Source organism: Rhizobium sp. AAP116 (genome assembly GCF_001295785.1).
Classification (GTDB): Bacteria; Pseudomonadota; Alphaproteobacteria; order Rhizobiales; family Rhizobiaceae; genus Allorhizobium.
Window position 1 is genome coordinate 15,383 of record NZ_LJIB01000016.1, and the last position, 14,859, is coordinate 30,241.

The following is a 14,859-nucleotide window of genomic DNA, read 5'->3' on the forward strand; positions in this document are numbered from 1 at the left end:
CGATGCCCGAAATCTATGTCGATGCCGACGCCTGTCCGGTGAAGCCGGAGATCCTGAAAGTGGCCGAGCGGCATGATCTACCGGTGACCTTTGTTGCGAATTCCGGCCTTCGCCCCTCGCGCGATCCGATGGTGAAGAATGTCATTGTATCAGGCGCCTTCGATGCGGCTGACGACTGGATTGCCGAGCGCTGCAGCGAAGGTGACATCGTCGTGACCGCCGATGTGCCGCTGGCCGGTCGATGCGTCGCCGCCGGTGCACTGGTCACCGGCCCGACAGGACGGATCTTCGACACGGCCAATATTGGCATGGCGACGGCGATGCGCGACCTTGGCGCACACTTGCGCGAGACCGGCGAGAGCAAGGGCTACAATGCCGCCTTTTCGCCGCGCGACCGTTCGGCCTTCCTCGAAACGCTCGACCGGCTTTGCCGTCGGGTGAAGAAATGAGCCCCGAAAGGGCCTGAACAAGGACAGATCCCCATGAATATCCTTTCCCAGAACACCGCCTTCGGCGGCATGCAGGGCGTCTTCTCGCACCAGTCTGACGTGACCGGCACCGAGATGACCTTCGCCGTCTTCGTGCCGCCTCAGGCGATTGCGGAAAAGCGGCCCGTGCTCTGGTATCTCTCAGGCCTGACCTGCAGCCATGCCAACGTCATGGAAAAGGGTGAATACCGGCGCATGGCAGCCGAGCTCGGCCTGATCGTCGTCTGCCCGGATACGAGCCCGCGCGGCAATGACGTGGCCGACGAGCTGACCAACTGGAAAATGGGCAAGGGTGCGGGCATGTATCTCAATGCCACGGAAACGCCCTGGGCCGAGCATTATCAGATGTATTCCTACATCACCGAAGAGCTCCCCAGCCTGATCGCCGAGCAGTTCCGCGCCGACATGGACCGCCAGGGCATTTTCGGCCATTCCATGGGGGGCCATGGCGCCATGACGATTGCGCTGAAGAACCCTGAGCGCTTCAAGAGTTGCTCAGCCTTCGCCCCGATCGTCAATCCGCTGACGGCGGACTGGACGCAGGATGCGTTTGAGAAATATCTCGGCCCCGACCGGGCGAAGTGGCGTGAATACGACGCCTGCGCACTGGTGGAAGACGGCGCCCGCTTCCCGGAATTCCTTGTTGATCAGGGCAAGGCCGACAGTTTCCTCGAGACAGGTCTCGCCCCCTGGAAATTCGAAGAGGCGGTGAAGGGCACGGACATCGGCCTGACGCTGCGCATGCATGAGCGCTATGACCACTCCTACTACTTCATCTCGACCTTCATGGAGGATCATCTGAAGTGGCATGCGCAGCGGTTGGGGTGAACTAAAGGCAAAACGCCGTCATGCTCGGGCCAGTCCCGAGCATCCGCTACCGTTGAATTGACTGCGACGTAAGTAGATCCTCGGGACGAGCCCGAGGATGACGGCGGCGTATGTCAGCGCGCCCCTTACCCCCGCCGATAGACAAACCGCTCGAAATCCGCCGCTTTGCCCTGCCCCGACACATCAAAACAGAACATGCCGGCAAACGCCCCGGTAAACGAGCCGTGTTCGCCGAAACCGCCTTCGTCGGAGACGACGCCGGCGTCGAGGACGGGGCCGATGGCCTGCCACGTGCCTTCGCCTGCAATCCGCCAGGAGAATTGCAGGTCGTTCTCGGTGATCTCCATAGCAAGATCGATGGCACCCTCGGGGATCGATTGGCCCATGCCGACTGGGAAGGTCAGACTGCCGGAGGGATAATCGCCGGGGCAGGACAGGATGATCAGCGAGCGGCCGAGTTTCTCATCTGTCGAGATGCCCAGCGCGTGGAATTTGGTGCGATTGTAGTAATGCGTCAGGCCTGCGACCTGCTGATAGGTTTCGGGCGAGAAGTCGAGGCGCGTTTCGGCGCGGAAGCTGTGATGCTCCTGACGGCGGGCAATCAGCGACTGTTCGAACCAGGAACCGATGCTTTCCCGGCCGAAAAGGCGCAAGCGCCCGGCCCGCTCGCTTAGGCTGAACAGGCGTTCCGGATGCGGAGTGCGCAGCCACTGGAATTCCCTAGGTAAGTCTGCGCTGTCGAACATCCTGACGATCTCGACCGGTTCGTCGCGTTTGATGGCTCCATTAAGCGCCGGAACCTCGACGGCGGGCACGACGCCGCCCTGTTCGAGATAGAGCCAGCCATCCTCCTTCCAGACGCATTTCTGCAGGCCCGCTTCGCGGCCCAGCGTGCAGCGACGCTTGGGCGGCATCGGACGCCCACAGAGATGGGTGTGATAGAACTGACCATCCGGTGTTTCGACATATTGGCCGTGACCGGCGCGTTGCAGATCGGCGTCCGGGTCATCCTTGGAGGTGATGAGATGCGTATTCGGGTGCATCTCATAGGGACCCTCGATGGCGCGCGAGCGGGCCATGGTGACGACATGGTCATATCCAGTGCCGCCTTCGGCGGTGGTCATGTAGTACCAGCCATTGCGCTTGAAGAGATGCGGGCCTTCGACGAGGCCCTGTTTGCTGCCCTCGAAAATGTTCCTGATCGGGCCGGTGAGCGTCTTCGTCTTCGGGTCCCATTCCTGCAGCAGGATGCCGTCGAATTTGGCATGGCCGATGGTGTTGCGGGCTTCGGGGCGGTGGTTCCACTGCATGTTGGTAAACCACTTACGGCCGTCATCGTCATGGAAGAGCGAGGGGTCGAAGCCTGAGGAATTGACATAGATGGGATCGGACCAGGGCCCTTCGATCGAAGGTGCGGTGACGATGTAATTGTGTGCGTCCTTGAAGGAACCTTCGAAACGCTTCACGTCGGTATAGACGAGCCAGAACAACCCGTCCGCATAGGACAAACACGGCGCCCAGACGCCGCCGCTGTCGGGATTGCCGCGCATGTCGAGCTGGCTTGCGCGGTTGAGCGGACGGCAGACGAGCTCCCAGTTGGCGAGGTCGCGCGAATGGTGGATCTGGACGCCGGGGAACCATTCGAAGGTGGAGGTGGCGATGTAATAATCCTCGCCCACGCGGCAGATCGACGGGTCCGGATTGAAGCCCGGCAGGATGGGGTTGATGATCATGACGTGTGGTTCCTCCTCCGCAGTTACCTCTCCCCCTGCGGGAGACTAAAAAAATCAGGGTCTTAGCCAAAGGCTCAAGCCCTAGATTTTTCAGGAGAGGGGCTGCCTGACTGACAAGCCCCTCTCTTGGGATTTCTAGCACTTAGCTGACGCTAAGCTGCTGAAATCCCGTTCTCCCCCGCAAGGGGGGGAGATAGGTTTCTACTTCTTCTTCCGTGGCGGGCCCTTGCGCTCGGCGGACGCTGCCCAGATGTTGATGTCGGCGTCCTTGGCGAAAACGTCGATCTCGGCGAGTTCTTCCGCGGTGAAGTCCGGCGTTTCGATTGCCTTGACGCAGTCCTCGACCTGAGAGGGCTTCGACGCGCCGATCAGGGCGGTGGTGATATGGCCGCCGCGCAGCACCCAGGCGAGCGCCATCTGCGCCAGCGTCTGGCCGCGCTTTTCCGCGATCTTGTTGAGGCCCCGGATGTTTTCGAGATTGCGGTCGTTGAGGAAGCCCGGATCAAGCGACTTGTCCTGCGTCGCGCGGGTGCCTTCCGGAATGCCATTCAGATACTTGGAGGTCAGCATGCCCTGCGCGAGCGGCGAGAAGACGATCGAACCGACGCCGAGGTCTTCGAGCGTGTCGATCAGCCCGTCTTCCTCGATCCAGCGATTGATCATCGAATAGCTGGGCTGGTGGATGAGAAGCGGCGTGCCAAGGCTTTTCAGGATGGCATGGGCTTCGCGGGTGCGCTTGGAATTGTAGGAGGAAATGCCGACATATTGCGCCCTGCCCGAGCGGACGATGTGGTCGAGCGCGCCGCAGGTTTCTTCGAGCGGCGTGTCGGGATCGAAGCGGTGCGAATAGAAGATGTCGACATAGTCGAGGCCCATGCGCTTCAGGCTTTGGTCGCAGGAGGCGATCAGATATTTGCGGCTACCCCACTCGCCGTAAGGACCTGGCCACATGTTGTAGCCGGCCTTGGACGAGATGATCAGTTCGTCGCGGTAGCCTCGGAAATCGGTCTTGAGGATCTCGCCAAAGGCTTCTTCTGCAGAGCCGGCCGGCGGGCCGTAATTGTTGGCGAGGTCGAAATGGGTGATGCCGAGGTCGAAAGCCCTACGGCAGATCGCCTGCTTGGTGGAATGCGGCGTGTCATTGCCGAAATTGTGCCAGAGGCCGAGCGAGATCGCCGGCAGCTTCAGCCCGCTTTTGCCGCAGCGATTATAGGTCATCCGCTCATAGCGGTTTTCGGCGGGGGTATAGGTCATGGATGGTTCTCTCCCGGAATGTTTGTTGAGCGATGCTGCCCCTCATCCGGCTGCCGCCACCTTCTCCCCGTAAACGGGGAGAAGGCCGATGCGGCGGCCGCGTGCCCCCTTCTCCCCGCCTGCGGGGAGAAGGTCCCGGCAGGGGGATGAGGGGCAAACAACATCACTCCCCTTATCTAAGCAGAGCCTGCGCTTCGTCGATACCCAGAGCCGCCGGTTGGGTGCAGGTTGTCGACAGGGTTACGAATTCACCCGTCTCGCCGGACTTCAGGATCGACACCATGACATCGACGCCGTGTAGCGTTCGGTCCAGCGAGCAGCGGGCATCGCGGCCTTCGAGGATCGCGACCGCCATGTCGGCAAGGCCGGCCGTGCGGTAGTTGGCGCGAGGACCTTGCGGGCTTTCCTGGTTGTTGCGACCGAAGGGATGATCCCAGGCCTCGAGCGGCTGGATGTTCTTGTCGCGACCGGATGCCTCGACGACGCCGCCGAAGAAGTTCGGATCGGGCACGTAGAGCGAGCCATCGGTGCCGTAGAGTTCCATATTGGCGTGGCGGTGGCTCCAGACATCCCAGCTGGCCGACAGGGTGATCGTCGCGCCACTCTGGAATTCGAGGAGCGCATGGATGTTGGTGGGGGTCTTCACCGGGATCGTCTCGCCATTGCGCGGCTGGCTGGTGATGGTGCGGGTCTCGTTCGCCATCGAGGTCAGGGCCGCCACACGCTTCACGGGGCCGATCAGGTTGATCAGGTTGGCGATGTAATAGGGTCCGAGGTCGAGGACCGGGCCGCCGCCGGGCAGGAAGAAGAAGTCCGGATTCGGATGCCACATTTCCATGCCGGGGCTCATCACATGGCAGGTGCCGGAGGTGACGCGGCCGATGCCGCCCTTGTCGATATAGGCACGCGCCAGCTGGTGGGCGCCACCAAGGAAGGTATCGGGTGCGCAGCCGACCGACAGGCCCTTGGACTTGGCAATGGCACGCAGGTCTTCGCCCTGCTCCAGTGAGAGCACGAGCGGCTTTTCCGAATAGACATGCTTTCCGGCTTCAAGGATACGCTTGGAGACGGGATAATGCGCATCCGGGATCGTCAGGTTGACGACGATGTCGACCTCGTCATTGGCCAGCAGCTCGTCGATCGTCTGTGCCTTGACGCCGTATTCCTCGGCGCGCAGCTGTGCCGCACTCATGTTGAGATCCGCGCAGGCGACGACCTTCAGACCGCGAAACAGCGGCGCCAGCGAGAAGTAGGTGGTGGAGATATTGCCGCATCCGATGATGCCGACGCCGAGTTCGCGTGCCATGGAAATGTCCTGCTTGCTGCGATGGGTTCAATAGGTGTTGAAGGAAGCGATCGAACGGGTGATCAGCCGGTCGATATCCTTGGGATTATCGTGCTCGACGACGAAATGCTTGACGCGGGTGCTCTTCAGCGCCGCGATCAGGCCCTTCCAGTCGACGGTGCCATGGCCAACATCCGCCCAGCCGTCTTCCTCGGTGTTTTCACCTGCGGGGGCGATATCCTTTACATGCACGGCACTGATGCGTTTGCCGTAGCTTTCGATCCAGGAGAAGGGATCGGCACCGCCACGGATGACCCAGGCGATATCGGCTTCCCAGTCGAGCTCGGGACCGCCGGCAAAGATCTGTTCCTGCGGGGTCGATCCATCCGGCAGGGCCGCAAATTCGAAGTCGTGATTGTGCCAGCCGAAGACGAGGCCCGCATCGCGCAGCGGCTTGCCCGCCGCCTGCAGGCGCTGGCCGAAGGCGAACCAGCCGGCCGCATCCGTCGGACGCTGATCGGGCATCAGATAGGGGCAGTAGACCGCGTCGATGCCGAGCGTCCTGGCGATCTTGATCACACGGGCCGGATCGTTCTCGATCATGTCGAGGCCGAAATGGGCGGTCGGCATGGTCAGGCTGTTGTCATCAAGCTCCTTGCGGAACGCATCGAGTTCGCCATCGGCAAGCGACGCGTAAAGCGCGCCATAACCCTCGACCTCACCGTAGCCGGCGGCCTGAAGCTTCGGATAGATGCCGCTGAAGGGCTGGAAATTGCGGGCGCTGTAAAGCTGAAAGCCGAGCGTGGTCATGGGGTATTCCTCCTCGTGTTCCCCTGGATCGGGCGCCCAGGGCTTGGATGGGCGTAAGGCCTGTCAGTCCGCCGACTGGCAGGTGTAGAGATCGTAGATGCGGAACTCCGGAATCTCGCCTGCAGCCAGAGCCGTGTTAGGCGTGAACAGGATGCGGCGGCTCTCGCCGGCCGAAAGGTCGAAGGCGTTGTCGGAATAGCGCCCGGGGGTTGCGCTTTCGAGCATGACGAAGAGTGCCAGGCCTCTGGCCGTGACCGTCACCTCGAACGCACCGTCGACGGTCGGGGCAACAGTGGTTTCCAGACGCGGGGGTTCAAGCTCCAGCGCCTTGTAGGTGCCATCAAGGAAATGGCCCTCCCCGCTCATGCCGTTGGACGCAATGAAGCTCCAGGCAAGCAGCCCGTCGGCCGGGATCTCGCTGGCATCGAGCGTGACCAGCACATCTGCGGCATCAGGACCGCAATCGCCCTGCACGCTTTTCAGCGGAATGCGATCGCCCGACAGGGTCAAAACGAAGAGATTGGCATCGATCGTGACGGTATCGAGCGTGTCGTTGACCATGGAGAGCGCGATCGTCGTGCCGTCTTCGGACGGGATGGCGGCGACCGCGACCGGCTGGAAAAAGCGGCGCACCATGTAATGCATCGCCTTCCAGCTGCCGCCGTAGTCGAGGCTGGACCAGGAAGCAACCGGCCAAGTGTCGTTGAGCTGCCAGTAGATGGTGCCCATGCAATGGGGCTTCAGCGAGCGCCAGTATTCGACAGCCGTCTTGATGGCGAGGCCCTGCTGGATTTGGCTCAGATAGACGAAGTTGGCGAAATCCTTGGGAAAACGGAAATAGCGGAACATGGTGCCCGCGATCCGCTCATTGCCGCCGGCATTCTTCTGGTGAAGCTCGATCACCGGCGAAGCGATGTTCATGTCGGCCTTGTCCGCAAAGCCTTCGATGATCGGCAGCGAGGTATAGGACTGGAAGCCGAACTCCGAGCAGAAGCGTGGTTTGACGCTTCGGTAATTATCAAAACTCTTGTTCTCGTGCCAAACCGACCAGTAATGCATGTCGCCGGAGCCATCGGCATGCCATGCATCGCCATAGTCGAGATACCCCGACGCTGGACTCGATGGCCACCAGATGCCTTGGGGATAAGTCTTCTTGACACCCTGCTCGATGACACGGTTTAGGCGGTCATAGGCGACGAGATACCGGTCGCGGTTGTCGCGGGATTCCGGAAACCAGGTAAGCGCACCGACGAGCTCGTTGTCGCCGCACCAGATAACAATGGAGGCATGGCTCGACAGACGCTTGACCTGGTATTCGACTTCGTGGGCCACATTGTCGAGGAAGTCATCGGTGCAAGGATAGAGGTTGCAGGAGAACATGAAGTCCTGCCAGACCATCAGCCCGAGCCGGTCGCACAGATCGTAGAACCAGTCCGGCTCGTAGAAGCCTCCGCCCCAGACGCGGATCATGTTCATATGCGCGTCGGCGGCCGACTGCAGCAGGTCCGTGGTCTTCTCCTCCGACGAGCGGGAGAACAGCGCATCCGCCGGGATCCAGTTGGCGCCGCGGCAGAAGATCTCGCGACCGTTGACCTTGAGCGCGAAGCGGCTGCCAGCCTCGTCCGGATCGGTGATCAGTTCGACGGTGCGCAACCCGATCTGGCGGGAGACGGTTTCGGTCGGCAGGTCGACGGTGAGTGTATAGAGCGCCTGCTCGCCGGAACCTGATGGCCACCAGAGACGCGGTCTCTCGATTTCGAAGACATGCACGACCTTGGTCTCGCCAGCAGAAATGCCGACATCGAGGCGGACCCGGTCGCTGTCGAGGCCGAAATGTACGGGCACGACGGCCGGCTCGGCGGATTGGATGGTAGCGGTAACCTTGAGTTCGACACGACCATCGGCATGGTGGCGCTGTTCGGTCTCGACATGCTCGATGCGCGCGGGATCGAGCTTCCTCAAGGACAGCGTGCCATAGATCCCAAGCGGTGCGATCGCGATATTCCAGTCCCAGCCGAAATGGCATTGCGGCTTGCGCAGCATGTTGCCATTGGGGATCGGGCAATTGCCGGTGGAATAGGGAATGTAGAAGGGCTGGCGGGCCTGGCGCTCGGCGCCTGCCGTGATGCTGGAGTGGAAGACGATGCGGATGGTGTTTCCGCCCGGCTGCAGCGCGTGGCTGACATCAGGGCGATAGCGGCGGAAACAGTTGTCGGCGGATAGCACCGGCACATCATTGACGAAGACGACGGCGACCGTGTCGAGATAGTCGATGTCGAGATACCAGCTGCCGGAGATATCGGGCACGACGACCTGACGTTCGATGACCCAGTCGCGCTCGGCAACCCATTGCACGACTTCTTCGTTGCGACCGAAATAGGGATCGGGGATCAGGCCTGCGGCATGCAGCGCCGAATGCGCATCACCCGGCAGCGTGATCGCCGCTTGATGGTCGCCGTCGGCGGACGAAAGACGCCATTCGCCGTGAAGATCGATGGCGCCGTTGTGGGCATTCTGGGTCATGACGACAGTCCTGCAGAAGAAAAAGGCGCCCCGGTCACAGGCCGGGACGCAGGGGGGAACGTGTCAGATGCGCTCTTCAGTCTGCGCATCGAAAAGGGAGGCAACTTCCATGTCAAAGCCGAGGCGAACCTTGGCGCCCGGCGCATAACGACGGGTGCCGCCGATGCGGACCGACATGGTATGGCCGGCATGTTTGAGCCAGAGCAGGTTGTCGGCGCCCATCGGCTCCTCGATGTCGACGATCGCCTCGTGCAACTCGCCGATGCCAGCCTCTTCATCGACCTTGATATGCTCCGGACGCACGCCGAGGATGACCTTGCGGCCACCCGTCAGCGGCTCCGCCGAGCGATACCCCTTCAACGAGAAGAGAACGTCATGGGTGCGGAAGAAGATCTCGCCGCCTTCGTTGACGAGATCGCCGTTCAGGAAATTCATCGACGGCGAGCCGATGAAGCCGGCGACGAAGAGGTTTCGCGGCTGGTTGTAGATCGTGTTCGGATCCGCGAGCTGCTGGATGACGCCGCTCTTCATGATCGCGATGCGGTCGGCAAGCGTCAGCGCCTCGATCTGGTCGTGCGTGACGTAGATCATCGTGTTCTTGAGGCTGTGGTGCAGGCGCTTGATCTCGACGCGCAGCTCCGAGCGTAGCTTGGCGTCGAGGTTGGACAGCGGCTCGTCGAACAGGAAGACGTCGACATCGCGCACCAGGGCACGGCCGATCGCCACACGCTGACGCTGACCACCGGAGAGTGCCGAGGGCTTGCGGTCGAGCAACGGCCCGATCTGCAGGATGTCGGCGGCACGCTGGACGCGCTTTTCAATCTCGTCCTTCGGCATCTTGGCGACCTGCAGGCCGAAGGAGAGGTTTTTCTTTACCGACATCTGCGGATAGAGCGCATAGGACTGGAACACCATGCCGATGCCGCGGTCCTTGGGCTCTTCCCAGGTAACGTTCTTACCCTTGATGAAGATCTGCCCGTCGGTCGGCTCGAGCAGGCCGGCGATGCAGTTGAGCAAAGTGGACTTGCCGCAGCCGGACGAGCCCAGGAGAACGATGAACTCGCCGTCGACGATGTCGAGATTGAGGTTTTCCAGCACCTTGACGGCGCCGAAGCTCAAAGAGAGGTCCTTGATCGATACACTATGCGACATGAGCTTAACCCTTGACTGCGCCGGCGGCGATGCCCCGGACGAAGAGGCGTCCGGAAATGAAGTACACGATGAGCGGCACGGCGCCGGTCAGAAGTGTTGCGGCCATGTTGACGTTGTATTCCTTCACGCCCTGGACCGAGTTGACGATGTTGTTGAGCTGGACCGTCATCGGGTAGTATTCCGGTCGGGTGAACACGACGCCGAACAGGAAGTCGTTCCAGATTCCGGTGATCTGCAGGATCATGGCGACGACGAAGATCGGCAGCGACATGGGCAGCATGATCCTGAGATAGATCTGCCAGAACCCCGCCCCATCGATACGGGCGGCCTTGAACAGCTCTTCCGGCAGCGAGGTGAAATAGTTGCGGAAGAGCAGCGTCAGGATCGGCATGCCGAAGATCGTATGCACGACGACAAGACCGGTCAGCGTGCCGTAGATGCCCAGTTCGCGCAGCACGATGACGATCGGATAGATCATCACCTGATAGGGAATGAAGGCGCCGATGATCAGGATGGTGAAGAACAGTTCAGCACCCTTGAAGCGCCAGTTGGCGAGCGCATAGCCGTTGACCGAGGCGATCAGGATCGAGATCAGCGTCGAAGGCACGGTGATCCGGACCGAATTCCAGAAACCGCGCGACAGGCCGTCGCAATTCAGCCCGGTGCAGGCGGTCGCCCAGGCCTTGACCCAGGGCTCGAAGGTGATCTCCATCGGTGGCGAGAAGATATTGCCGAGACGGATCTCCGGCATGCCCTTCAGCGACGTCACGATCATCACGTAGAGCGGGATCAGATAGTAGATCGCAAAGAAGATCAGCGACCCGTAGAGCATGATGTTGCGCCCCGAGAAGGTGCGCTTCGGCTTGGCCCCGCGTGGGCCCGACCCGACATGATCGGAGCCAACCTGATTTGAGACCGCGTCGAAACCGGCGGCGGTAGCGTTGAGAGAACCGGGATTAGCCACGCTTCTTTCCTCCGAATTCGAGATAGGCCCAGGGGATGATGATAATCGCGACCGTCAGCAGCATCATGGTCGATGCGGCGAAGCCCTGGCCGAGATTCTGTGCCTGGAACATATAGTCGTAGACGTATTTGGCCGGGACTTCGGAGGCGATACCGGGGCCGCCGCTGGTCTGGGCGACGACGAGGTCGTAGAGGCGGACGATGCCGGATGTGATGATGACCAGCGTGGTGATGAAGACAGGGCGCATCATCGGGATGATGATGAAGAGATAGGTCTTCCACATGGGAATGCCGTCGACGCGCGAGGCCTTCCAGATGTCTTCGTCGATGCCACGCAGACCCGCGAGCAGCAGACACATGACGAGACCCGTGCCCTGCCACAGACCGGCGATCAGGATGCCGTAGATGACGATCTCCGAATTGTAGAGCGGGTTGAAGGTGAAGGTCTCCCAGCCCAACGACCGCACGATCGACTGCACCCCGAAATCCGGGTTGAGGATCCATTGCCAGACGAGACCGGTGACGATGAAGGACAGCGCGAAGGGATAGAGAAAGATCGTGCGGAACGCGTTTTCGAAACGGATCTTCTGATCCATCAGCGCGGCCAGTAGGAACCCGATAACGATCGAGAAGATCAGCGAGAGTATCCCGTAGATCGCCAGGTTCTGGATCGAAATGATCCATCGCGGCGCATCCCACAGACGTTCATACTGCTCGAAGCCTATGAAGTTGGCGCGCGGCAAAAGCCGCGAATTGGTGAAGGAATAGACGACCGTCCAGATTGTCCCTCCAAGGAAGATGACCATGGCGGTCAGCACCATTGGAATGGACGCGATCTTGGCGTTCAGATTGCGAAACAGCTTGTTGGGTCGACCAGCATGCGACGGGCTCGCCATGGGTCAGTCCTCCTCGTCCTGGACACGGGTGTCGTACCAAGGCCGTCACGCTGAAACGCACACGCTTCCCGCACGCAGCCGGCACATGGGCTCGACGCCCTACCCCGGGTCGAAAATGGCCTGTGTCCAGCCAGGGTCGCCCCTGGCTGGACAGGTCACCCGCGATTAATCAGCGGAAGCGATGATGTCGGCGAAGCGCTTCTGCGCATCTTCGACGGTCATGGACGGATTGGCGAAGAACTCAGAGAAGAGGTCTTCCTTCTGCTTCTGACTGTCGGCAGAAAGCAGCTGGTCGGTGCCCTGGATGACATTGCCCTTGGCGAGAATGTCGAGGCCCTTCTTCATGCAGTCGTTGGCAGCAGCGAGATCGACGTCACCGCGAACCGGCAGCGAGCCCTTCTTCAGGTTGAACGCAACCTGTGTTGCGGGTGCAACCAGGGTGGCAGCCAGAACGTCCTGTGCAGCAGACTTTTCTTCGTCATCGAGGACGGGGAAGTAGAATGCGTCACCGCCGGTCGAGATGATCTCGTTCACGCCGAGGCCCGGAAGGCAGGTATAGTCCTTCCCGGCAACCTGACCGGCCAGAGCGAATTCGCCCTGTGCCCAGTCACCCATGATCTGGCCGCCGGCCTTGCCGGTGATGACCAGATTGGTGGCCTGGTTCCAATCCTGAACGTTGGAGCCCTTGGACATTTTGCGCGCATCGTCGGCAGCGGCGAACACCTTGGCGATCTCAGGACCGGCTGCAACGTCTGCATCCTTGTCCTTGAACACCTTTTCGAAGGTTTCCTTACCAGCGATGGCGACCATCAAAACGTCGAAGGCACCAGCCGACTGCCACGGCTGACCACCAACGGCGAGCGGAATAATGCCCTTCGCTTCAAGTGCGGGGGCTGCCGCGACGAATTCGTCCCAGTTCTTCGGCACGGCGACGCCCGCACTTTCGAATGCTCCGTTCGAAAGCCACAGCCACTGCCAGGAGTGGATGTTGACCGGGGCGCAGTAAACCTTGCCGTCGATCGTGCAGCTTTCAAGCAGGCTTGCCGGCTTGATGATGTCCTTCCAGCCTTCCTTTTCGGCGACGGCCGTGAGGTCCTTCATCAGACCGGCTTCAGCCAGTTCCTCGGCCTGGCGACCGTGGTTGAACTGGGTTGCAGCCATCGGATCACCACCGGTGATGCGGCTGATCATGATCGGGCGGGCGGTACCGCCGGAACCGGCGATAGCACCGTCGACCCATTTGTTGCCGGTGGCGTCGAATGCCTTGGCAAGCTCGGCGACAGCAGCGGCTTCACCGCCCGACGTCCACCAATGGGTTACTTCGAGATCGGTGGCCTGCGCTGCCGCAAACGGCATGACAACAGTAGCGGCCAAAGCTGCCGCAAAGCTACGAAAATTCATGAGTCTCCTCCCTCACTGAAACGTTGCCGGAAAAACTTATGTCAAAGAATTTTGGAGCGCAACCTGTCGGATTGTAAATTTTCCATTACAGCCAAATTTCAGCGCAGGCGTGTGTTTCAGGCGCGTCGCTCAAAACGCTTTGGGGGAGATGGATATTGCGCAGCAGCATGAGAAGTATCGTTACAGCTCCAATGTCTTGCGGACCAATCAAGAATAATTTGCTGCATGGGCGTCCAAGAGCGCCCATATCCGACGGAAACCACAGAATAACGCGCCATCTCCCGTCTTGGTTGCACCCATTCGCAGCGCAGCATGGAAAAGGGCTCGACAAATCGACTGTATCGTTTCAGATTTTTCCTTCACCGCACCGGGAGGAGGTGCCGGTCTCCAGGTTTGCAGGCAGGAAAAAGCCAACTATAAGCGTGACTTGTGCGAGTGACGGGGACGACATGACAGATCAGCAGGGGAGCGGCCTGATGGACCGCCCAGTGGCGACGAAAGAGCGGCCGACGCTCAAGACCATCGCCTTCATGACCGGGCTCGGCATCACAACGGTGTCGCGCGCCCTGAAAGATGCGCCCGACATCGGCGCGGAGACCAAGGAACGCGTGCGCATGGTCGCACGTCAGCTCGGCTATCAGCCGAACCGCGCGGGTGTCCGCCTCAGGACCGGCAAGACCAACGTGATCGCGCTGGTGCTTGGGATCGACGAGGAAATCCTCGGCTTTTCCAACCAGATGGTCGTCGGCATATCGGAGGTGCTGGCCGGTACGCCCTACCATATCGTCGTGACGCCGCATGCGCATACCAAGGATCCGATGCTGCCGGTGCGTTACATCCTTGAGACCGGGTCTGCCGATGGTGTGATCATTTCACGCACCGAGCCGGATGACGCCCGGGTGCGACTGCTCACCGAGCAGAACATGCCCTTCGTCACCCATGGTCGCACAGACATGGGCATCGAGCATCCCTATCACGACTTCGACAACGAGACCTTCGCTTACCAGGCGGTCGAACGGCTGGTGAAGCGCGGCCGCAAGCGCATCGCACTTCTGCCGCCCCCGAGCAAGCTGACCTATTACAAGCACACCTTCGACGGCTTCATGCGCGGCCTGAAGGCCTTCGGTGCGGAGGAAGTGCCGCTCCATATCAACATCGACGCCTCGCTCGGACAGATCCGCGCGGCGGTCGAGGATCTGATGCGAGGATCGGATGCGCCGGACGGCTTGATCTCCTCTTCCGGCAGCAGCGCGATTGCCGCCAATGCCGGCATCGAAGCGGCAGGCAAGCGGGTCGGCGTAGAGATTGACCTGGTGGCCAAACAGGGCACACCAATCCTCAACTGGATACGTCCCGAGATTATCGCCGTCTACGAGGATGTGCGGCAATCGGGCCGAGAGCTCGCCAAGGCGGTCATCGCCCGGATCGACGGCGTCGACCCTGGGCTGCTGCAGAGCATCAGCGAGCCGCGCTGGGAGCAGTCCTAACGCAGACCAAGGACAACCCGTTTTGCGCGTTGAGGTCGG

General features: G+C 60.9%; 12 protein-coding genes. 3 read left to right on the forward strand and 9 right to left on the reverse strand.

Annotated features, from left to right (window positions below):
- Positions 1-2 precede the first annotated feature (2 nt).
- Positions 3-449: a YaiI/YqxD family protein gene (locus IP85_RS10805; RefSeq protein ID WP_054149691.1), complete on the forward strand. Its 447-nt coding sequence runs from the start codon at positions 3-5 to the stop codon at positions 447-449.
- 33 nt (positions 450-482) lie between these two features.
- Entirely contained in the window at positions 483-1,316 is an 834-nt protein-coding gene (gene fghA, locus IP85_RS10810; protein ID WP_054149692.1) for an S-formylglutathione hydrolase, read from the forward strand.
- A 125-nt stretch (positions 1,317-1,441) separates the two neighbouring features.
- Here the strand turns inward: fghA and IP85_RS10815 are convergent, their stop codons facing one another.
- From IP85_RS10815 to IP85_RS10855, 9 genes are all read right to left on the reverse strand, one after another.
- Positions 1,442-3,049, reverse strand: a complete 1,608-nt coding sequence (locus IP85_RS10815; RefSeq protein WP_054149693.1) for a glycoside hydrolase family 43 protein — start codon at positions 3,047-3,049, stop codon at positions 1,442-1,444.
- Positions 3,050-3,250: 201 nt separating this feature from the next.
- Complete coding sequence (gene mgrA, locus IP85_RS10820; RefSeq protein WP_054149694.1) at positions 3,251-4,303, reverse strand: L-glyceraldehyde 3-phosphate reductase; 1,053 nt, start codon at positions 4,301-4,303, stop codon at positions 3,251-3,253.
- Positions 4,304-4,475: 172 nt separating this feature from the next.
- Positions 4,476-5,609 (reverse strand): Gfo/Idh/MocA family oxidoreductase, encoded by a 1,134-nt coding sequence (locus IP85_RS10825; protein ID WP_054149695.1) that lies wholly within the window; start codon positions 5,607-5,609, stop codon positions 4,476-4,478.
- Between the two features lie 27 nt (positions 5,610-5,636).
- Positions 5,637-6,398 (reverse strand): sugar phosphate isomerase/epimerase, encoded by a 762-nt coding sequence (locus IP85_RS10830; RefSeq protein ID WP_054149696.1) that lies wholly within the window; start codon positions 6,396-6,398, stop codon positions 5,637-5,639.
- Positions 6,399-6,461: 63 nt separating this feature from the next.
- Positions 6,462-8,921 carry a glycoside hydrolase family 2 protein gene (locus IP85_RS10835; RefSeq protein ID WP_054149697.1) on the reverse strand — a complete coding sequence of 820 codons (2,460 nt, stop codon included), beginning with the start codon at positions 8,919-8,921 and terminating at the stop codon, positions 6,462-6,464.
- 63 nt (positions 8,922-8,984) lie between these two features.
- A complete protein-coding gene (locus tag IP85_RS10840; protein ID WP_054149698.1) occupies positions 8,985-10,073 on the reverse strand; it encodes an ABC transporter ATP-binding protein in 1,089 nt (362 codons plus the stop codon).
- Between the two features lie 4 nt (positions 10,074-10,077).
- On the reverse strand, positions 10,078-11,037 hold the full coding sequence (locus IP85_RS10845) for a carbohydrate ABC transporter permease (protein WP_054149699.1): 960 nt from the start codon (positions 11,035-11,037) through the stop codon (positions 10,078-10,080).
- Positions 11,030-11,932 (reverse strand): sugar ABC transporter permease, encoded by a 903-nt coding sequence (locus IP85_RS10850; protein WP_054149700.1) that lies wholly within the window; start codon positions 11,930-11,932, stop codon positions 11,030-11,032. Before IP85_RS10850 ends, IP85_RS10845 begins: the two co-directional genes overlap by 8 nt.
- A 165-nt stretch (positions 11,933-12,097) precedes the next feature.
- Positions 12,098-13,333 (reverse strand): ABC transporter substrate-binding protein, encoded by a 1,236-nt coding sequence (locus IP85_RS10855; protein WP_054149701.1) that lies wholly within the window; start codon positions 13,331-13,333, stop codon positions 12,098-12,100.
- Positions 13,334-13,809: 476 nt separating this feature from the next.
- On the opposite strand from IP85_RS10855, the gene IP85_RS10860 reads away from it, so the two are divergent.
- The gene (locus IP85_RS10860; protein WP_150127376.1) at positions 13,810-14,820 is read left to right on the forward strand and encodes a LacI family transcriptional regulator; all 1,011 of its coding nucleotides are present in this window, start codon (positions 13,810-13,812) and stop codon (positions 14,818-14,820) included.
- The last annotated feature ends 39 nt before the right edge of the window (positions 14,821-14,859 follow it).